Source organism: Serratia sp. CY27727 (assembly GCF_052169275.1).
Classification (GTDB): Bacteria; Pseudomonadota; Gammaproteobacteria; order Enterobacterales; family Enterobacteriaceae; genus Serratia; species Serratia sarumanii.
Window position 1 is genome coordinate 168,409 of sequence record NZ_JBJNLB010000008.1, and the last position, 20,690, is coordinate 189,098.

Sequence of the window (20,690 nt, forward strand, 5' to 3'; positions counted from 1 at the left end):
TTTCGCACTTATTGGCGCGCCAGGCGGCCGCGTTCGGGAGCGAATTCGACGTTGCTGCGCCACGGGTTGATATCCAGCCCGCCGCGGCGGGTGTAGCGGGCGTAAACCGTCAGGCTTTGCGGCCGGCAGTAGCGCATCAAATCGTTAAAGATGCGCTCGACGCACTGCTCGTGGAATTCGTTGTGGTGGCGGAAGGAGACCAGGTAGCGCAGCAGCGCTTCGCGATCGATCTTGCCGCCGCGGTAGCTTATCTGCACCGAGCCCCAGTCCGGTTGATGGGTGATCAGGCAGTTGGACTTCAGCAGATGGCTGACCAATTGCTCTTCCACCACCTCTTCACCGGCGGCGTTCAGCAGGCAGTCGGCGTTGAACTCATAATTGTCGATGCGGATATCCTGCTGATCGATGCAGTCGCCGGCCAGGTGGGCGATCGGCGTGCCTTCCAACTGCTCGACGCTGAACAGGGTGACGCTCACCTCGCCCTGGGCGCAGGCGGACAGATCGCGCTGCAGCGTGCTGCGCACCGTTTCCCAATCGGCGAACGGGGTTTGGTTGAAGCTGTTGAGATACAGCTTGAAGCTTTTCGATTCGATCAGGTTCAGGCTGTCGGCGTTGAGGCTGATTTCACCGACCGCCACCTGCGGCAGCCCGTTGGCGTTCAGCCAGGAGAGCTCGTACAGCGTCCAGATGTCCGCGCCGTGGAAGGGCAGGTTATCGGGGTACAGCCCCAGCGGCTCGCGGTTCATGCTGCGCGGCACCGCCTGCAGCAGCGAGGCGTCGTAGCGATCGCGGTAGGCGGTGGGTTTGCCCAGCGTCAGCCCCGACAGGGCCTGGTGGTCTTGATATGAGGACATCTGCTGTCACCTTGGTCAGAGATAGGTACAATGGCCGTCAGTTTAACGTATGCGGGAAAGAATATGGACCATGATGTATCGCACGCTCTGCGTGAATTCACTCAACGCTATGTCGAGTTGTGGCAGCAAGAGCGCGGCCACGCGCCGGCCAGCCAGGCGCTGTACGGCGTGCCGTCGCCCTGCATCGTGGAGAACCGCGAGGACGAAGTACTGTGGTTGCCACAGCCTTTCGAACCGGCGGCGACGTTGGAAAAGGTAGAAGCCGCGCTGGAGCTGCGTTTGCAGCCGGACGCGCACCGTTTCTACACGCAGCAATACGCCGGCGACATGAGCGCGCAGTTCGGCGAGCATCGTCTGAGCCTGCTGCAGGTCTGGAGCGAAGAGGATTTTATCCGCCTGCAGGAGAACCTGATCGGCCATCTGGTGACGCAAAAACGCCTCAAGCTGCCGCCAACGCTGTTCCTGGCGACCACCGAATCCGAGATGACGATGGTGTCGTTGTGCAACGTCAGCGGCAACGTGGTGCTGGAACAGTTCGGCAGCGATAAGCGCACCCTGCTGGCGGCGACGCTGGGGAATTTCCTCGATGCGCTGCGCCCGGTGTTGGACTGAATCGCGACGGATTCGCCGTCGCCCGTGTGAGAGATCTCTCACACGGCCTGTGAGAGATCGCTCTTAATTTTTCCCGCCTTTCTCCAGGCTATGAGATTATTGTTATCCAGATCAATTGGTTAGAATTTCTTTAGGATAACTCTTAGGCTTAATTTAGTGTGAGACACCTCCCAAACCCTTGTGATTCCGGGGAATTTAAGCGATCTTATCGTTACCGGAACGGAATCGGCGGAGCAGGAAAGCATCAGGATGATGCAGCTTCAGGAAGAAGAAAGGGATGCGCTCAGGCAAGAGCGAAGGATGGCGTCAGGAGATGCCCAGGATGTTTCAGGATAGAAACCAGGGACACCTCCAGGACGGAGATTGAGAGCCGGCACAGGACTGTCGGCGGGTCAGGAAGGCTGAGGAACCGCGTCAGGACGATGCTGCAGGATGATGCAAGGACCACTTGGTCAGGATGGCCGCAGGAAAAGTTTTCAAGGATTGAGCAGGGAGCACGCTGTGTAGCGGGATAGCTATAAAACGAACCGGGGGCACTGTTAACGCAGTGCCCCCAACTTTTTGTTCCATTCCGCCGCGCGTGCGGCTCTGCCTTAATCCCTCTTCAGCGTTAACCAATCGCGCCCAGCGTATCGCCTGCGCCCTGTTTTTTCGGCAGCAGGAACAGCGTGGCGTAGATATCCAGCAGGTAAATCGCCGCCAGCAGGCTGATGGCCGCGGTAAACGACACCTGCGTCACCAGCGCACCGATTACCAATGGCCCCAGGCCGCCGACGCCGCGCCCCAGATTGAACAGGATGTTCTGCGCGGTGGCGCGCGCCTGCACCGGATAGGTATCGGAAATCAACGCGCCGTAGCCGCCTATCATGCCGTTGACGAACATGCCCATCACGGCGCCGGCGAACAGCATCAGCGTCGGGTTGCTCAACTGGGCGTAACCGATCACCATCACCACGGCGCCGACCTGATACAGCACGAAGATCTTCCAGCGGGGAAAGCGATCGGCCAGCACGCCAAACAGCCAGATGCCGAACGTCATGCCGACCACCGTCACCGCCGTCCACAGGCCGGACTTGGTGAGCGAGAAGCCAAAGTTTTTCGCCAGGTAAGTCGGCATCCAGATCATCAGGCCGTAGTAGCCGAAGTTCTGCACCGAACAGAGAATGAAGATGCCGATGCTGGCCCTGCTGGTGGCGCGATCCTTGAACAGCAGGCGCAAACGCTGCAGGAAGGAGAGCGGTTGCCCGGCATCTTTCTGCCGTACGAATTCCTCCGGTTCGCCCAGAGTGCGGCGGATCAGGAATGACGCCAGCGCCGGCAGCAGGCCGACCAAAAACATGCCGCGCCAGCCGATATGCTCCAGCAGCAGCGGCGTCAGGAAGGCGGCCGCCAGTACGCCCAACTGCCAGCCCATGCCGACGTAAGCCGAAGCGCGGTTGCGCTTCTCTGCCGGCCAGGCTTCGGCGATCAGCGCCATGCCGATACCGAACTCGCCGCCCAGCCCGATGCCCGCCAGGGTGCGATAGGCCAGCAGATCCCAATATCCTTGCGCCACGGCGCACAGGCCGGTGAACAGGGAAAACATCAGGATGGTGATCGTGAGCACCCGGATTCGGCCGAAGCGATCGCTGAGGTGGCCGAAGATCACGCCGCCCAGCACCGCGCCGATCAGCGTCCAGGTGACCAGCGAACCGGCGGCCGATGAGGTTAATCCCAATTCGCTGCTGATGGCCGGCAGCATAAAGCCGAGGATCAGCAGGTCAAACCCGTCCATGGCGTAACCGGTGACCGAAGCCAGCATGGCCTTACCGGGCGTCGCGTGGTTTTTTTTCTCTGTTATTACGGACATGAATCTTTATCTGTGTGGTGAACTCGGTGGGCCTATTGTGCCGCGCGGCGGCGGACGCCACCAGATAAAAACGGCGGGCTGTCTCAGGCGCGCCGAATTTGGGCTATAAAAATGCTATGCTTTGCCGCCTTTCAGCCAGCGTGCTGAATACCATGATGAAAAGAGATCGGGAATGCAGATGAGTATACATAACCAGGTGCGCCGCAGTTTGCAGGCGATTGAACAATCCATGCGCGATCTGGCGCTGTGGCAGGCCGCGCCGCCTGATCATGAGGCTTTCTCCAGCACCGAGCCGTTCTGCATCGACAGCATGTCGGCCGAAGCCTGGCTGCAGTGGGTGTTCTTGCCGCGCATGTATGCGTTGCTGGACGCCGAAGCGCCGCTGCCGACGCGCTTCGCCATTACGCCTTATTTCGAAGAGGCGTTGAAAGATCGTGAACCGAGCAGCCTGCCGCTGCTGGTGCTGCTGCAACAGCTGGATTTGATGTTGAATAAAGCGCCGTAATTCGCCGGCGGCGCGCAGATTTTTGCCGCCCGGCAGTGTAGAGTACTCGCGCGGATGCCGGGCAGGAGAGCCGAAGGCGTCTTTCGGCTCGGTTGAACCGCGGCGGTTGACCGGGGGCTGCATTAGGATGATGAGGTGCTGCAATAATGGATTTATTAAGGTTTATCCTGCGTTTGCCTTTTACCCTGGTTAAGGGCGTTTGCCGCCTGCTGGGTGGGATTTTGTCGCTGTTGGGGCGGTTGCTGAGACCGCTGGTCGGCAACCTCAGCTGGCGTGCGCCGGCCTGGTGGGCTGCGTTGCCGCGCGGTTTTTTGCGGCTCGAAAGCGGCGTGGATAAACACCCGAAAGCGATCGGTTTGGGCTTGCTGCTGCTGGCGGGCGCTGCAGGCGGCGCGTTTTACGGCTGGCACTGGTGGCAAAACCGGCCCCAGCCCATCGAACCGGCACCGATGGCGGTTCAGGAGATCAGCGCCGAGTTGCCCAACCCCGAGCCGATAGACTACGCCGCCGCCCGGCAGGCGCCGCAAACGGTGAGCCTGACTTTCAGCGGCTCGGCCGCGGCAATAAGCGCGGTGGGTAAAACCGTGAGCGCCGGCATCATCCTCAAACCGGCTGCGGAAGGGCAGTGGGCGTGGCGCAATGAGTCGACGCTGGTGTTCACGCCGAAAAAACCGCTGCCGATGGGCGCGAAATATGACGTAACCCTCGAGCCCACCACCTTGCTGGCGCCGCAGGTCAAGCTCGCCAAAACCCGCTATGCCTTCACCGTGCCCGCGTTCGATTACCGCCTGGGGCAGGCCGAGTATTACCGCGATCCGCAAGATGCGCAGAAACGCAGCGCGATTTTCAATTTGCAGTTCAATGCGCCGGTCGACGTCGCCAGCTTTGAAAAACAGATTTCGCTGGGATTGAAGGAGGGCAGCGCTTCCTCCGAGAAAAAGCTGAACTTCTCCCTGGTCTATGACGAGAAAAAACTGAACGCCTGGGTGCATTCCGAGCCGCTGCAGGCGCTGGATCAGGGCGGTGCTGTGCATCTGACCGTCGGCAAAGGCGTTAAATCGACGGCGGCCGGCAATGCGGTCGCTGAGGCGAAAAGCAACTGGGTCAAAGTACCGACGCTGTACAGCCTGGCGCTGAGCGACGCCAGCGCCCAGGTGGTGGATACCGACGGCGGCCAAGGGCAGCGTGCGCTGGTGGTCGGCTTCAGCGATGCGGTGAAGGATAAAGAGCTGGCGCGGGCCACCAAAGCCTGGCTGCTGCCGCAGCACGATCCGAGCGATGCCGAGACCGCCAACGATGCCGAAGATTTCTATCAATGGACGGTCGACAGCGTCGGCAAAAACGTGCTGGCGCAGGCGACGCCACTGCTGCTGACGCTTAACGAGGCGGAAGAGGCCTACCAGCCGCAGTTCAGCTTCCGTTTCGAAGCCCCGGCGCACCGCTTCGTGCTGATCGAGATAGACAACCAGCTGGTCTCCGTCGGCGGTTACAAAATGCCGAAGAAGGTTTACCGGGTGGTCGAAGTGCCGGAGTTCCCGAAATCGCTGCAGTTCATGTCCGCAGGCTCGCTGCTGTCGGTCAACGGCGACAAACAGATCAGCGTGGCGGCGCGCAACGTGGCGGGCCTGCGGCTGGACATCAAGCGGGTGATCCCGAGTCAGCTGCAGCACATCGTCTCCTTCAAAAGCCGGGAATACTCGTCAACGGAATTCAACCGGCTCAACGACGAATATTTCACCGAGCATTTCAAATACCAGACGGCGCTCAACAACGAGCGGCCGGGGGAAGTGAACTATCAGGGCATCGATCTCTCCCGCTATCTCTCCACCAACGCCAGTTCCCATCGCGGAGTATTCCTGCTGACGCTGTCCGAATGGCAGCCGAACCGGAAACCGGCGGCGGAAGAGGCGGGCGCCGAGCCAGAACAGGAACCGGACGAGAGCACCGGGGAAGATCAGCCCGACGTCGGCGATTCGCGCTTTGTGGTGGTGACCGATCTGGGCATCGTCGCCAAGAGCTCGCAGGATAAGACGCGCGACGTCTTTGTGCAGTCGATTCAAAGCGGCGCGCCGGTCAGCGGCGCCAACGTGTCGGTGGTGGCCAAAAATGGCGTGACGCTGCTCAGCCAAACCACCGGGGCCGACGGCCACGTGCGTTTCCCGGCGCTCGACGTGTACACCAACGAGCGCCAGCCGGTGATGTTCCTGGTGGAAAAGGAGGGGGATGTCTCCTTCCTGCCGACCGGCAGCTATAACGATCGCGGGCTGGACTTCTCGCGCTTCGACGTCGCCGGTGAACAAACGCCGACCGATCCGCGCACGCTCAGCAGTTACCTGTTCTCCGATCGCGGCGTTTATCGGCCGGGGGATACCTTTAACATCGGCCTCATCACCCGCGCCGCCGACTGGGGCGTTGGCCTGGCCGGCGTGCCGGTGCGCGCCGAAATCCGCGATCCGCGCGACAAGCTGATGACCACCGTGCCGCTGACGCTGGGCGCCAGCGGTTTCAATGAGCTGAGCTATACCACCGATGAAAACTCGCCTACCGGCGAGTGGAACGTCTATCTGTATCTGATCGGCAAAAACAACGATACCTCCACGCTGCTCGGCCATACCGCGGTCAATGTGAAGGAGTTCGAACCGGATCAGCTGAAAGTGAAGCTGGCGCTGACGCCGAACCGCCAGCAAGGCTGGGTCAAACCGTCCGAGCTGAAGGCCAGCATCGATGTGCAGAACCTGTTCGGCACTCCGGCGCAGGATCGCCGCGTGAGCACCAGGCTGACGCTGCGGCCGATGTATCCGAGCTTCGATCGCTTCCCGGATTATGCGTTCTATGAAAATCGGCAAAACAGCGACGGGTTCGAAACCGAGCTGGAAGATCGCACCACCGATGAGCACGGCGCGGCTGAAATACCGCTCGATCTGAAATCCTACGCCGACGCCACTTATCAGCTGCAGCTGCTGTCGGAGGCGTTCGTCGCCGGCGGTGGGCGCTCGGTGGCGGCGACCGCCCGCACGCTGGTTTCGCCTTACGATTACCTGATCGGGGTGAAGGCGGACGGCGATCTGGGCTACATCAACCGCGACGCGGAGCGGCATCTGAACGTGATCGCCATCGATCCGGACCTGAAACAGATCGCCATGCCGAACCTGAAGCAGGTATTGATCGAGCAGAAATACATTTCGGTGCTGACCAAACAGGATTCGGGCGTTTACAAATACCAGTCGAAGATGAAGGAAGTGCAGCTGTCGGAACAGCCGCTGGCGCTGAGCGGGCAGGGCGCGGATCTGCGGCTGGCGACCGATAAGCCGGGCGACTTCGTGCTGGTGATTGAAGATGCGCAGGGCAAAATGCTCAACCGCGTCGCCTACAGCGTGGCCGGCAACGCCAACCTGAGCCGTTCGCTGGATCGCAACGCCGAACTGAAGCTGAAACTGAACCAGGCGGAATACCAGCCGGGCGAAGAGATCGAGGTGGCGATCAACGCGCCTTATACCGGCAGCGGCTTGATCACCATCGAGAAGGACAGGGTTTACGCCTGGCAGTGGTTCCACACCGACACCACCAGCTCGGTGCAGAAGATCCGCGTGCCGGCCGGCATGGAGGGCAACGGCTACATCAACGTGCAGTTCGTGCGCGACATCAACTCCAGCGAGATCTTCATGAGCCCGCTGAGCTATGGCGTGATGCCGTTCAAGATCAGCACCAAGGCGCGGCAAAACAGCCTCAAGGTGACGGCGCCGGAAGTCATCAAGCCGGGTGAAAACCTGACGATGACGGTCAAGACCGACGCGCCGCAGCAGGTGGCGCTGTTCGCCGTCGATGAGGGCATTCTACAGGTGGCGCGTTACCGCCTGAAGGATCCGCTGGAGTTCTTCTTCAGCAAGCGCGAACTAAATGTGAGCAGCTCGCAGATCCTCGATCTGATCCTGCCGGAGTTCAGCAAGCTGATGGCGCTGACCGCGGCGCCGGGCGGCGATGCGGGCGAAGGGCTGGATCTCAACCTCAACCCGTTCAAGCGCAAGCGCGACAAGCCGGTGGCCTATTGGTCCGGCATTACCGAGGTCAGCGGCGAGAAGCAGTTCGTCTACCCGGTGCCGGACTACTTCAACGGCAAGATCCGCGTGATGGCGATTTCGGTGACCCCGGAGAAAATCGGCAAGGCGCAAACCGCCGCCACGGTGCGCGACAATTTCATCATGACGCCAAACGTGCCGGCGATGGTGGCGCCGGGTGACGAGTTCGACGTCAGCGTGGGCGTCAGCAACAACCTCGACGGGCTGAACGGCCAGTCGGTGGCCATCAACGTTCTGTTGACGCCGCCGCCGCAGTTGGAGGTGGTGGGCAACGCGACGCAAAGCCTGACGCTGGCGGAAAAACGCGAAGGCGTGATCGCTTTCCGCCTGCGCGCCAAAGCCGTGCTGGGCGATGCGCCGCTGGTGTTCGACGCCCGTTACGGCGACCAGGCCAGCCGCCGCACCGTCAGCACTTCGGTGCGGCCGGCGGCGCCGTACCGTACCCAGTCGGTGATGGGGCGCATGAGCGGCGGCAGTCAGAACGTCGATGGCCTGCGCCAGATGTTCGACGCTTTTGCGCAGCGCCGGGCGGCGGTATCGAATTCGCCGCTGGTGCTGACCAGCGGGCTGGCGCAATACCTGGCGGATTACCCGTATTACTGTTCCGAGCAGATCGTCAGCCGCTCCATTCCGCTGATGCTGCAGAGCCGCCACCCCGAGATGAAAAGCAGCCTGAGCCAGGCGGAAGTCAGCAAGCAGCTGCGCAACCTGCTTGGCGTGCTGCGCGCGCGCCAGAACGACAGCGGGGCGATCGGCGCCTGGCGTTCGTCGCCGGATGCCGATCCTTTCGTCACGCCTTATGTGGTGCAGTATCTGCTCGAAGCCAAAGCGGCGGGCTACGCCCTGCCGGAAGGCATGCTGGACGAGGCCAACGGCGCATTGCGCGAACTGGCGGCCAGCGGATTCGACGATCTGTATCTGCTGCGCCTGCGCAGCTGGGCGGTTTACCTGCTGACGCTGCAGGGCGAAGTGACCACCAACTCGCTGGCGGCGGTGCAGGATACGCTGCAAAAACGCTATGGCGAAGGGTGGAAAACCGATCTGAGCGCGCTGTATCTGGCTTCTTCCTATCGGTTGTTGAAGATGGACGACGAAGCCGCCGCGCTGTTGCAACCGAGCTGGCAGCAGCTGAGCAAGGCGTATGACAGCGCCTGGTGGACGCAGAACTATTTCGATCCGCTGGTGCAGGATGCGACGCGGCTGTATCTGATTACCCGTCACTTCCCGGAGAAGGTGGCGTCGATCCCGCCGCAGGTGCTGGAGAATATGGTCAAGGCGCTGAAAGAAGAGCGTTACACCACCTACTCCTCCGCGATGAGCATTCTGGCGCTGGAAAGCTATTCGGCCCAGGTGGCGGCGCAATCCGCCAATACGGATGCCTTGGGCATCGTGCAGGTAGGCAAAAGCGGCGGCGAGCCGCAGCGCATCAGTGAGCTGCAGGGGTTGTTCGTTCAGGGGCAGTTCAACGCCGATGCCACCGCGGTGCGCTTCACCAACGGCGGCAGCGCGCCGGCCTGGTATGTGGTGACGCAGGCCGGTTACGACCTGAATGCGCCGCAAAAAGCGCTGTCGCGCGGCATTGAGATCGTCCGCGATTACACCGACGAACAGGGCAAGCCGGTGACGCAGGTGACGCTGGGGCAGAAGATCAACGTCCATCTGAAGGTGCGCGCCAACTCGAAAGAGGGGCAGAGCAACCTGGCGATCGTCGATCTGCTGCCGGGCGGGTTCGAAGTGGTGCAGCAAACGCCGCCGGAACCGGCCGATGCCGGCGAGGAGAGCGAAGACCGCGGCGGTTGGCAGTCGCCGCTGGCCGCTACCGGCTCCACTTGGGCGCCGGATTACAGCGATATCCGTGAAGATCGGGTGATTATCTATGGCAGCGCCGGCACCGAGGTGCAGGAGTTCGTCTATCAGATCAAGGCCACCAATACCGGCAGCTTTATTGTTCCACCGGCCTACGGCGAAGCCATGTATGACCGTGAAGTACAGGCGATGTCGGCCGGCGGCGGCAAGCTGGTGGTGGTGCCGGCGGGCAACGACTAGGCCGGCTCCGGCGCCAGGCCAGCGTCTGGCGCCGGGGTGGTGAGAACGTATGAAGATCCTGACCGGGCGCGTGCTGCAAAACGGCTTGATGGCGGTGTTTTTACTGGCGCTGCTGCTGGCCGCGATTCGGCTGTGGCCGCATCCGCCCCTGTGGCAGGGGCTGCCGCAGTCTTCCGTCTATTACGACAGGCACGGCGCGCTGCTGCGCATCACCCTGGCCAACGACGACCGCTACCGGCTGTGGACGCCGCTGGAGCAGGTGTCGCCGTTGGCGGTGCGCGGGCTGCTGCTGCACGAAGACCGCTGGTTCTACTACAACCCCGGTTTTAACCCCGTCAGCCTGATGCGCGGCTTCTGGCGCAGCTATGTCGCCGGCGGCAAAATGCAGGGCGGATCGACCATCAGCATGCAGCTGGCGCGCATGCGCTGGCATCTCAACACCCGCACGCCGGGCGGCAAGCTGCTGCAGGTGCTGCGCGCGGTGCAGCTGGAACTGAGCTACTCCAAGCGCGATATCCTGGAAGCCTACCTGAATTACGCCCCTTACGGCCGCAACATCGAAAGCATTGGCGCCGCCAGCCTGATCTATTTCGCCAAGTCGCCGAAGGATTTGACCCTGCCGGAGGCGCTGACGCTGGCGGTGCTGCCGCAGTCGCCCAGCTACCGTCTGGAGCCGAAAACCGGCGTGCTCGGCACCGCGTTGACCCAGGCGCGCAACCGTCTGTTCCAGCGCTGGCAGCGGGTTTACCCCACCGACGCCAGCCAGCAAACGCTGTTCCGCCTGCCGCTGGCGCTGCGCCAGCCCGAACAAGTGCCCTATATCGCGCCGCACTTTATCGAACAGCTGCGCCAGCAGACGCAGCAACTGGTGCAGCGCGATACCCGCGTCGACACCACGCTGGACGCCGGGTTGCAGCGGCTGGTTGAGCGGCAGGTCAATGCCTTTATCGCCCGCAACCGCAGCCGCGGCATCCAAAACGCCGCGGTGCTGCTGGTGGACAGCCGCGATATGGGGGTGCGCGCGCTGCTGGGATCGGCGGACTATTACAATCGGCCGATCCAGGGGCAGGTGAACGGCACCAACGCCAAGCGCTCGCCGGGTTCGACGCTCAAACCGTTCATCTACGCGCTGGGCATGGAGCAGGGCGTGCTGCATCCGATGACCATCCTGAAGGACGTGCCTTCGTCGTTCGGCGCCTATGCGCCGGAAAATTTCGACCGGCGCTTTCTCGGCCCGGTGACCGCCACCGACGCGCTGAATTTCAGCCGCAACATCCCGGCGGTGTATGTTGCCTCGCAGCTGCGCCAGCCGACCTTTTATCAGTTTTTGCGCCTGACCGGCGTCGCCAATATGGCCAACGAAAGCCACTACGGGCTGTCGCTGGTGCTGGGCGGCGGCGAGGTGACGGCGCAGGAGTTGGCGAAGCTGTATGCGCTGCTGGCGAACCGCGGCGAGCTGCGGCCGCTTCGTATGCAGCTGAAAGAGGCCGAATCGACGCCGGTGCGGCTGCTGAGCGAGGAGGCCAGTTTCATCACGCTGGATATGCTGCGCCAGCACCGGCGGCCGGGCGATACGCTGGCGCAGCGTTCTTCTTCGCTGCCGGTGTACTGGAAGACCGGCACTTCTTGGGGCTTTCGCGACGCCTGGAGCGTCGGGATTTTCGGTCCTTACGTGCTGGTGGTGTGGGAAGGCAACTTCGATGGGCGCGGCAACAATGCGTTGGTCGGCGCCGAGGCGGCCGCGCCGCTGTTCTTCAACATCATCGACAGCGTCAATGCCAGCTACCCCGGCCTGCGGGAACCGAAGCACCCGTTCCCCCAACGGCTGCGGCGGGTGGATATTTGTCTCGCCAGCGGCGATCTGCCGACGCCGTGGTGCCAGCAGAAGGGCAAGACCTGGTTCATTCCCGGCAAGTCGCCGATCAAGGTCGACAGCGTCTATCGGCCGGTGGTGCTGGATATTCACAGCGGCGAGGTCGTTTGCCCGCCGTATGACGCGGCGCAGACCCGCACCGAAATCTTTGAGTTCTGGCCTTCCGATCTGGCCAACGTGTTCGCCCAGGCCGGGCTGCCGAAGCGGGCGCCGCCGGTCAACCGCTGCAAGGACAACGGCATCGCCGTCGGCGGCAACGCGCCGCGCATCACTTCGCCGCTGAAAAACACCACCTATACCCTGCGCCAGTCGCAGCAGGGGCGAGATAAAATCGCCTTCAACGCGGTGACGGACGCCGACAGCAAGACGGTGTACTGGTTCGTCGACGATATCTATCTCGGCAGCAGCGCCAGCAAAAAGCCGATCGATTGGCGGCCGATCGACAACGGGCGCTACCGCATTCGGGCGGTGGACGATCGCGGCCGCGCCGATACGCGCCTGGTGACCATCGAATGGGTGAACTAGCGCTGAGCCGCACGCCTGTTATACTCGCGCCCGAAACGGCTATTTACCTGGGAAAGCGATGTGATTGAGATTTTGTATCAGGATGAACACCTGGTGGCGGTGAACAAGCCGTCGGGCTGGTTGGTGCACCGCAGTTGGCTGGATCGTCATGAGACCCGCTTTATGATGCAGACGGTGCGCGATCAGCTCGGGCAGCACGTCTTTACCGTGCACCGTCTCGATCGCCCGACGTCCGGCGTGCTGCTGATGGCGCTCTCCAGCGAGGTGGCGCGTCTGCTGTCGCTGCAGTTCGAGCAGCATCAGGTGCAGAAAACCTACCATGCGGTGGTGCGCGGTTACGTGCAGGAGGGGGCGACCCTCGACTACCCGCTGACGGCGGAGCTGGACAAAATCGCCGATAAACATGCCGATGCCGATAAGGAGCCGCAGCCGGCGGTGACGCACTACCGGCCGCTGGCGCAGGTAGAGATGCCGGTGGCCGTCGGCCGCTACGACAGCGCGCGCTACAGCCTGGTGGAGCTGCAGCCGGAAACCGGCCGCAAGCATCAGCTGCGGCGCCACATGGCGCATCTTCGCCATCCGATCATCGGCGACAGCAAGCACGGCGATCTGCGGCAGAACCGCGGCATGGCGCAGCATTTCGGTTGCCCGCGCCTGATGCTGCACGCCAGCCATCTGCAGCTGACGCACCCTGTGACCGGTGAGCCGCTGCGGGTGACGGCGCGCTGGGACGAAGACTGGCAAGGGGTGATGACGCAGTTCGGATGGGCGGGAGTATTCCCTGAACTTGCCGGGGTTGAGTTTAGCGCGGCTAACGGTCAGGATAGCTGACAATTTTTAAAGGTAATGAAGGGAGTAGGAGCCATGGCTCAGGTTGGTATCTTCGTGGGAACGGTCTACGGCAATTCGCTGCTGGTGGCGGAAGAGGCGCAAAACATCCTCAGCGAACAGGGCCATGAGGTCAAACTGTTCGAAGAGGGCACGCTGGAGGCCTGGCAGTATTATCGTCAGCACTACGCGCTGGTGATTACCTCCACCACCGGGCAGGGCGATCTGCCGGACAGCATCGCGCCGCTGTTCCACGCCATTCGCGATCAGGTCGGCTACCAGCCGGAGCTGCGCTATGGGCTGATCGCCCTCGGCGACAGCAGCTATGACAACTTCTGCGGCGCCGGACGCGCGTTCGACGCGCTGCTGCAGGAGCAGGGCGCCACCCGCGTTGGCGAAGTGCTGGAGATCGATGCGATGGAACAGCCGGAGCCGGAAGTGGCCGCCTGCCCGTGGGTCGAGCAGTGGGGCACGCTGCTGCAATCGTAAAGTAAAAAGGCGCCGCGAAAGGGCGCCTTGGCGATGATGCGGATCAACCGATCCGCATTACTTGCCGCGGGTGAGTTTTTCCAGATCGGCTTCGATCTCGGCAATCTTGTGCGACACCACGCCTTCGAGATGGCGCAGGTCGTCGAGGATTTTACGCTTCAGATCCACTTCCACCTGATCGCGTTGGCACAGCTGATCCAGTTCGTCGATCACGTAACGCAGGTTCGGGTTGATCTCGTGAATTTCCTTGTAGCCCTGGCCGGCGTTGTCCGCCACCACGGTTTTACGCTGGCGCGGGTACTTGAACTTCACGCTTTTAGCGAAGAACTCGCCCTTGTCCTTGCGGAAATAGATCTTGAGGATGTCGTTGTTGGCCTCTTGACGCAGGCTATAGCGATCGACGTCTTCCGGTTGATTGATGCCCAAACTCTTCAAGTTATCGTACATACTGCGCCCTCTTTAGATGTGATCGTTATATTCCACGACTGCGATTATGGCGGAAAGCGAGGTCTGCGACTGTGACTGCCAGCGAAACGCAGACAAAAAAATAGCGGGTGAATCACCCGCTATTTCAATTTAGTCGATAGTGCGCAATAACTCATTAATGCCGACTTTACCGCGCGTTTTGGCGTCGACCTTCTTGACGATCACCGCGCAGTACAGGCTGTAGGAACCGTCTTTCGACGGCAGGTTGCCGGAAACCACCACCGAACCCGCCGGCACGCGGCCGTAATGGATTTCGCCGGTCTCGCGGTCATAGATGCGGGTGCTCTGGCCGAGGTACACGCCCATCGAAATCACCGAGCCTTCTTCCACGATCACGCCTTCCACCACTTCGGAGCGCGCGCCGATGAAGCAGTTGTCTTCGATGATGGTCGGGTTGGCCTGCAGCGGCTCCAGCACGCCGCCGATGCCGACGCCGCCGGACAGGTGAACGTTTTTGCCGATCTGAGCGCAAGAACCGACGGTGGCCCAGGTGTCGACCATGGTGCCTTCGTCGACGTAGGCGCCGATGTTAACGTAAGACGGCATCAGCACGGTGTTGCGCGCGATGAACGCGCCCTGGCGCACGGTGGCCGGCGGCACGACGCGGAAACCTTCCTTCTGGAAGCGCGCTTCGTCGTAGTCGGCGAATTTCATCGGCACCTTGTCGTAGTAGCGGGTTTCCGCGCCGTCCATCACCTTGTTGTCGTTGATGCGGAAAGAGAGCAGCACGGCTTTCTTCAGCCACTGATGGGTGACCCATTGACCGTCGATCTTCTCGGCGACGCGCAGGGCGCCGCTGTCCAGCAGGCCGATCACCTGGTTTACCGCTTCGCGCGTTACGGTGTCTACGTTCGCCGGGGTGATGTCCGCACGGCGCTCGAAGGCGCTTTCAATAACGTTCTGTAATTGCTGCATGCTGTTCTCTTTCCTGATGTTGTCGGTAAAAAGTTACTTGTATCACATTTTATCGTTTGGGGTGAGGGCCTCTGTCAACCGTTGCTCCAACTTTCTGCGCGTTTCCTGGTCGAGCGCGCGCCGCTCGCCGTCGGCCAGGATAAACAAGTCCTCGACCCGCTCGCCGATGGTGGAAATGCGCGCGCCGTGCAGCGACAGCCCAAGGTCGGCGAACACTTCGCCCACCCGCGCCAGCAGGCCGGGCTGGTCGAGTGCGGTCAGCTCCAGGTAGCTGCGGCGATCGGTATGGGTCGGCAGGAAAGTGACCTCGGTCGGCACGCTGAAGTGGCGCAGCTTGGAAGAGGGCCGGCGCACGCGCGGCGGCTGATACTCCCGCTGGGTGATGGCCTGCAGCAGCGCCTGACGGATCGCCGCGTGGCGATCCTGCGCCAGCGGGCTGCCGTCCGGCTCCAGCACGATAAAGGTGTCCATTGCCATACCGTCGCGATTGGTGAAGATCTGCGCGTCGTGCACGCTCAGATTGCGGCGATCCATCTCCCCGGCGACGGCGGCGAACAGATAAGGGCGGTCCGGGCTCCAGATGAAGATCTCGGTGCCGCCGCGCGTCGCCTGGCGGCTGACCAGCACCAGCGGCTGGGTGGAATCGTGGGCCAGCAGGTGGCGGGCGTGCCAGGCCAGCTGATTCGGCGAGTGGCGCAGGAAATAGTCGGCGCGGCAGCGGCTCCAGATGCGGTGCAGCGCCTCTTCGTCGATGTTGTCCATGCGCAGCAGCGCCAGCGCCTGCAGGCGGTGATGGCGCACGCGTTCGCGCAGATCCGGGCTGTTTTGCATGCCGCGGCGCAGCTGCTTCTCGGTGGCGAAATACAGCTCGCGCAGCAGGCTCTGTTTCCAGCTGTTCCACAGGGTTTCGTTGGTGGCGCAGATGTCGGCCACCGTCAGGCATACCAGGTAACGCAGGCGGGTTTCGCTCTGCACTTCGCTGCTGAACTGCTGGATCACCGTCGGATCCTGGATATCGCGGCGCTGCGCGGTGACCGACATCAGCAGGTGGCAGCGCACCAGCCAGGCCACCAGCTGGGTTTCACGCGAGTTGAGGCCGTGAAGTTCGGCAAACTCCACCACGTCTTCCGCGCCGAGGATCGAGTGGTCGCCGCCGCGCCCTTTGGCGATATCGTGGAACAACGCCGCCAGCAGCAGCAGTTCCGGGTGCGGCAGGCGCGGATACAGCTCCACGCACAGCGGATGGCGCGGCCGGGTCTGGTCGTCGGCGAAACTCTCCAGCTTCTGCAGCACGCGGATGGTGTGTTCATCGACGGTATAGGCGTGGAACAGGTCGAACTGCATCTGCCCGACGATCTTGCCCCACTGCGGCATATAGGCCCACAGCACGCTGTGACGGTGCATCGGCACCAGCGCGCGCGACACCGCGCCGGGATGGCGCAGGATGGCCATAAACAGATCGCGCGCTTCCGGAATGGTGCACAGCGGCTGCTTCAGGTGGCGGCGCGCGTGACGCAGCTGGCGCACGGTGGTGGAATAAATGCCCTTGATCTCGCGGTTGCGCACCATCAGGTAGAACATGCGCATGATGGCCTGCGGCTCGCGGATAAACAGCGTTTCGTCGCGCAGGTCGATCAGATCGCCGCGCAGCTGGAAATCGTCGTTCAGCGGGCGCGGCTTCTCGGTGGCGTCCAGCGCCAGAATGGCCTCGTCGAACAGCTGCAGCAGCATGTGGTTCAGTTCGCTGACGCGCCGCGTCATGCGGTAGAAGTCTTTCATCATGCGCTCGACCGGCTCGTTGCCTTCGCCTTCATAGCGCAGCAGCTGCGCCACGCTGAGCTGGCGATCGAACAGCAGGCGGTTGTCGTAACGCGGCAGCACCAGGTGCAGTGCAAAGCGGATGCGCCACAGGAAGCTCTGGCACTCGTTCAGCTCGTTGCGCTCGGCCTGGGTGAGGAAACCGAAGCCGACCATTTCGTCCAGCGAAGTGGCGCCGAAGTGGCGCCGCGCCACCCACAGCAGCGTGTGAATATCGCGCAGGCCGCCGGGGCTGCTTTTGATATCCGGCTCCAGGTTATAGCTGGTGCCGTGGTAGCGCTGATGGCGCTCCTGCTGCTCGTTGATCTTGGCGTGGAAAAACTGCGGCGAAGGCCAGAAGCCGTCGCTGAAGATATGTTTTTGCATCTGCAGGAACAGCGCGACGTCGCCGCAGATCATACGCGATTCGATCAGGTTGGTGGCCACGGTCAGATCCGCCAACCCTTCCAGCAGGCACTCTTCCAGAGTGCGCACGCTATGGCCCACTTCCAGCTTGAGATCCCACAGCAGGGTGATGAATTCGCCGACCCGCTGCGACTGCTGTTCCGTCAGCCGGCGCTGGCTAAGCACCAGCACGTCGATGTCCGACAGCGGGTGCAGTTCGCCGCGGCCGTAGCCGCCGACCGCCACCAGCGCGGTTTCCGGAATATCTTCGAAGCCGTAGAACGTCCACAGCCGGCGCAGCAGGCGATCGATAAAGTCGCTGCGCGCTGCCACCAGGCTTTCGGCGCTGGAGCCGGCATCGAACGCCGCCGCCAGCCACAGCTGGAACTGCTCCAGCCGCTGTTTCAGCATCGGGCAGGTGAGCTCTTCGTCGCCGTAGGTGCTGGGGGAGGCTGGCGGCATCGGCACGGCCGGGGCCGCTTGTTGAAGGAGATTGTCAGACATAGTGCGCAGCCCATAAAAAAGGCCGGCAAAAGCCGGCCTGGTGATATTCTGCACGCGGCGTGCGCCGCGGTGCTTACATCTCGTGCGTAATGATGTTGGGGATGGTGTCATCCTTGCGCAACGTCATTATCTCGCAGCCGTTATCAGTGACCACAATAGTATGCTCATACTGCGCCGACAAGCTGCGATCTTTGGTTTTTACCGTCCAGCCGTCTTTCATGGTGCGGATGCGGTAGTCGCCGGCGTTGACCATCGGTTCGATGGTGAAGGCCATGCCCGCCTGCAGCACCACGCCGCCGTCGTCGGCGTCATAGTGCAGCACCTGCGGCTCTTCGTGGAACACTTCGCCGATGCCGTGGCCGCAGTACTCGCGCACCACGGAGAATTTCTCGGCCTCGACGAATTGCTGGATAGCCTTGCCCAGGGTGCGCAGGCGGATGCCCGGCTTGACCATCTTCAGCGCCAGATACAGGCTTTCCTGAGTGACGCGGCACAGGCGCTCGCCCAGAATGGTCGGTTTGCCGACGATGAACATCTTCGAGGTGTCGCCGTGGAAGCCGTCTTTAATCACGGTCACGTCGATATTGACGATGTCGCCGTCTTTCAGCGTTTTGTCGTCGCTCGGGATGCCGTGGCACACCACTTCGTTCACCGAGATGCACACGGATTTCGGGAAGCCGTGATAGCCGAGGCAGGCGGAAATAGCCTGCTGCTCGTTGGTGATGTACTCGTGACAGATACGGTCCAGCTCGCCGGTGGTCACGCCAGGTTTGACGTGCGGCTCGATGATTTCCAGCACTTCGGCGGCCAGGCGGCCGGCCACGCGCATTTTTTGGATGTCATCAGGTGTTTTAATTGAGATTGCCATGAAATTCGTCCGCAGGTGTCGTTATCGTCGACAATAAGAAGCAGTGACTTATGGTATCAGCCCGGCCGGGGGCTGCCAAATTTCATTTCCCGATGCCCGGCGCAAAGCAACAAAAGTTGGTGTCGGCGGCGGGTTTATGGTATAAAGCGCGCCGGCGATCCGCGACTTGGTTCTTGTGACCTGGCAGGAATTGGCCGAAAATACTTTAACTGCACTCATTTTGTGTAAATAACACACACGTATCGGCACATCCGCCGGGGTGCCCTGAGGTGACTTGTCGCCGCCAGGGTCGGCGTTATGGGATACGTGGAGGCATAACCCCAATTAATCTATAGAGGTTTAATCATGGCAACTGTTTCCATGCGCGACATGCTCAAGGCTGGTGTTCACTTCGGTCACCAGACCCGTTACTGGAACCCGAAAATGAAGCCTTTCATCTTCGGCGCTCGTAACAAGGTTCACATCATCAACCTGGAGCAGACCGTACCAATGTTCAACGCCGCTCTGGCTGAACTGAGCAAGATCTCTTCCCGTAAAGGCAAGATCCTGTTCGTAGGTACCAAGCGCGCAGCAAGCGAAGCGGTAAAAGACGCTGCTAACAGCTGTGACCAGTTCTTCGTGAACCACCGCTGGTTGGGCGGCATGCTGACTAACTGGAAAACCGTTCGTCAGTCCATCAAGCGTTTGAAAGATCTGGAAATCCAGTCTCAAGACGGCACCCTGGACAAGCTGACCAAGAAAGAAGCGCTGATGCGCACTCGTGAACTGGCCAAGCTGGAAAACTCCCTGGGCGGTATCAAAGATATGGGCGGTCTGCCAGACGCACTGTTCGTTATCGATGCCGATCACGAGCACATCGCGATCAAAGAAGCCAACAACCTGGGTATCCCGGTATTCTCTATCGTTGATACCAACTCCAACCCAGACGGCGTTGACTTCATCATCCCTGGTAACGACGACGCAATCCGTGCAGTAAACCTGTACCTGACTGCCGTTGCTGCCGCTGTGCGTGAAGGTCGTTCTCAAGATCTGGCCGTTCAGGCGGAAGAAGGCTTCGTAGAAGCTGAATAATAAGGCAAGCTCGTCACTGAGCCCTTATTAACCAGGTATTGACATATGTTGGTTAGGGGGGCCTGTTAAGGCCCCCTTTGCTTATCTGAATGAGAACTGTCTCCACGCGAGATAACCGAGGAAAAATAAATGGCTGATATTACCGCTGCCCTGGTAAAAGAACTGCGCGAGCGTACCGGCGCTGGCATGATGGATTGCAAGAAGGCGCTGGTTGAATCCAACGGCGACATCGAACTGGCAATCGAAAACATGCGTAAGTCCGGTGCGATCAAAGCCGCTAAAAAAGCAGGCAACGTAGCTGCTGACGGCGTGATCAAAACCAAGATCGAAGGCAACTACGGCATCATTCTGGAAGTTAACTGCCAGACTGACTTCGTAGCGAAAGACGCCGGTTTCCAGGCGTTCGCCGACAAAGTGCTGGATGCGGCCATGGCCGGCAAAATCACTGACGTTGACGTGCTGAAAGCACAGTTCGAAGAAGAGCGCGTAGCGCTGGTGGCAAAAATCGGCGAAAACATCAACATTCGTCGCGTTGCTTCCCTGGAAGGCGAAGTGCTGGGCAGCTACCTGCACGGCGCGCGTATCGGCGTTCTGGTTGCGGCTAAAGGCGCTGACGAAGAGCTGGTCAAGCAAATCGCAATGCACATTGCGGCAAGCAAGCCAGAGTTCGTGAAGCCGGAAGACGTGTCTGCTGAAGTGGTAGAAAAAGAGTACCAGGTTCAGCTGGACATCGCCATGCAGTCCGGCAAGCCGAAAGAAATCGCAGAGAAAATGGTTGAAGGCCGCATGAAGAAATTCACCGGCGAAGTTTCTCTGACCGGTCAGCCTTTCGTTATGGATCCGAGCAAATCCGTTGCTCAGGTGCTGAAAGAGCACAACGCTGACGTGACCAACTTCATTCGCTTCGAAGTGGGCGAAGGCATCGAGAAAGTCGAGACCGACTTCGCTGCTGAAGTTGCCGCGATGAGCAAACAGTCTTAATGACTG

Annotated in this window: 14 protein-coding genes; 8 read left to right on the forward strand and 6 right to left on the reverse strand. The window is 61.2% G+C overall.

The window, feature by feature from the left end:
* Positions 1-8: 8 nt before the first annotated feature.
* Positions 9-854, reverse strand: coding sequence for an NADPH-dependent 7-cyano-7-deazaguanine reductase QueF (queF, locus tag ACJ8HB_RS18870; protein ID WP_094860060.1), 846 nt, complete (start codon positions 852-854; stop codon positions 9-11).
* Positions 855-917: 63 nt separating this feature from the next.
* On the opposite strand from queF, the gene syd reads away from it, so the two are divergent.
* On the forward strand, positions 918-1,466 hold the full coding sequence (gene syd / locus ACJ8HB_RS18875; protein WP_033649801.1) for a SecY-interacting protein: 549 nt from the start codon (positions 918-920) through the stop codon (positions 1,464-1,466).
* A gap of 610 nt (positions 1,467-2,076) precedes the next feature.
* Here syd and ACJ8HB_RS18880 read toward each other — a convergent pair.
* On the reverse strand, positions 2,077-3,315 hold the full coding sequence (locus tag ACJ8HB_RS18880; protein ID WP_060429218.1) for an MFS transporter: 1,239 nt from the start codon (positions 3,313-3,315) through the stop codon (positions 2,077-2,079).
* Positions 3,316-3,493: 178 nt separating this feature from the next.
* On the opposite strand from ACJ8HB_RS18880, the gene ACJ8HB_RS18885 reads away from it, so the two are divergent.
* From ACJ8HB_RS18885 to ACJ8HB_RS18905, 5 genes are all read left to right on the forward strand, one after another.
* Positions 3,494-3,820, forward strand: coding sequence for a YqcC family protein (locus tag ACJ8HB_RS18885; protein ID WP_033654135.1), 327 nt, complete (start codon positions 3,494-3,496; stop codon positions 3,818-3,820).
* Between the two features lie 146 nt (positions 3,821-3,966).
* Positions 3,967-9,942 carry an alpha-2-macroglobulin family protein gene (locus ACJ8HB_RS18890; protein WP_060429216.1) on the forward strand — a complete coding sequence of 1,992 codons (5,976 nt, stop codon included), beginning with the start codon at positions 3,967-3,969 and terminating at the stop codon, positions 9,940-9,942.
* Positions 9,943-9,991: 49 nt separating this feature from the next.
* A complete protein-coding gene (gene pbpC / locus ACJ8HB_RS18895; RefSeq protein WP_060429214.1) occupies positions 9,992-12,340 on the forward strand; it encodes a penicillin-binding protein 1C in 2,349 nt (782 codons plus the stop codon).
* Positions 12,341-12,400: 60 nt separating this feature from the next.
* Positions 12,401-13,171: a tRNA pseudouridine(65) synthase TruC gene (gene truC, locus ACJ8HB_RS18900; protein WP_060429212.1), complete on the forward strand. Its 771-nt coding sequence runs from the start codon at positions 12,401-12,403 to the stop codon at positions 13,169-13,171.
* A gap of 33 nt (positions 13,172-13,204) precedes the next feature.
* Positions 13,205-13,657: a flavodoxin gene (locus tag ACJ8HB_RS18905; protein ID WP_016929894.1), complete on the forward strand. Its 453-nt coding sequence runs from the start codon at positions 13,205-13,207 to the stop codon at positions 13,655-13,657.
* 57 nt (positions 13,658-13,714) lie between these two features.
* Here ACJ8HB_RS18905 and ACJ8HB_RS18910 read toward each other — a convergent pair whose 3' ends face one another.
* From ACJ8HB_RS18910 to map, 4 genes are all read right to left on the reverse strand, one after another.
* Entirely contained in the window at positions 13,715-14,104 is a 390-nt protein-coding gene (locus ACJ8HB_RS18910) for a DUF3461 family protein (RefSeq protein ID WP_004931929.1), read from the reverse strand.
* Between the two features lie 129 nt (positions 14,105-14,233).
* Positions 14,234-15,058, reverse strand: a complete 825-nt coding sequence (gene dapD, locus ACJ8HB_RS18915) for a 2,3,4,5-tetrahydropyridine-2,6-dicarboxylate N-succinyltransferase (RefSeq protein ID WP_004931932.1) — start codon at positions 15,056-15,058, stop codon at positions 14,234-14,236.
* 42 nt (positions 15,059-15,100) lie between these two features.
* Positions 15,101-17,764 (reverse strand): bifunctional uridylyltransferase/uridylyl-removing protein GlnD, encoded by a 2,664-nt coding sequence (glnD, locus tag ACJ8HB_RS18920; RefSeq protein WP_033649826.1) that lies wholly within the window; start codon positions 17,762-17,764, stop codon positions 15,101-15,103.
* A gap of 73 nt (positions 17,765-17,837) precedes the next feature.
* The gene (gene map, locus ACJ8HB_RS18925; RefSeq protein ID WP_004931936.1) at positions 17,838-18,632 is read right to left on the reverse strand and encodes a type I methionyl aminopeptidase; all 795 of its coding nucleotides are present in this window, start codon (positions 18,630-18,632) and stop codon (positions 17,838-17,840) included.
* 345 nt (positions 18,633-18,977) lie between these two features.
* On the opposite strand from map, the gene rpsB reads away from it, so the two are divergent.
* Both rpsB and tsf read left to right on the forward strand, forming a co-directional pair.
* Entirely contained in the window at positions 18,978-19,703 is a 726-nt protein-coding gene (gene rpsB / locus ACJ8HB_RS18930) for a 30S ribosomal protein S2 (RefSeq protein ID WP_016929891.1), read from the forward strand.
* A 129-nt stretch (positions 19,704-19,832) separates the two neighbouring features.
* Positions 19,833-20,684, forward strand: coding sequence for a translation elongation factor Ts (gene tsf / locus ACJ8HB_RS18935; RefSeq protein WP_033635739.1), 852 nt, complete (start codon positions 19,833-19,835; stop codon positions 20,682-20,684).
* Positions 20,685-20,690: the final 6 nt, after the last annotated feature.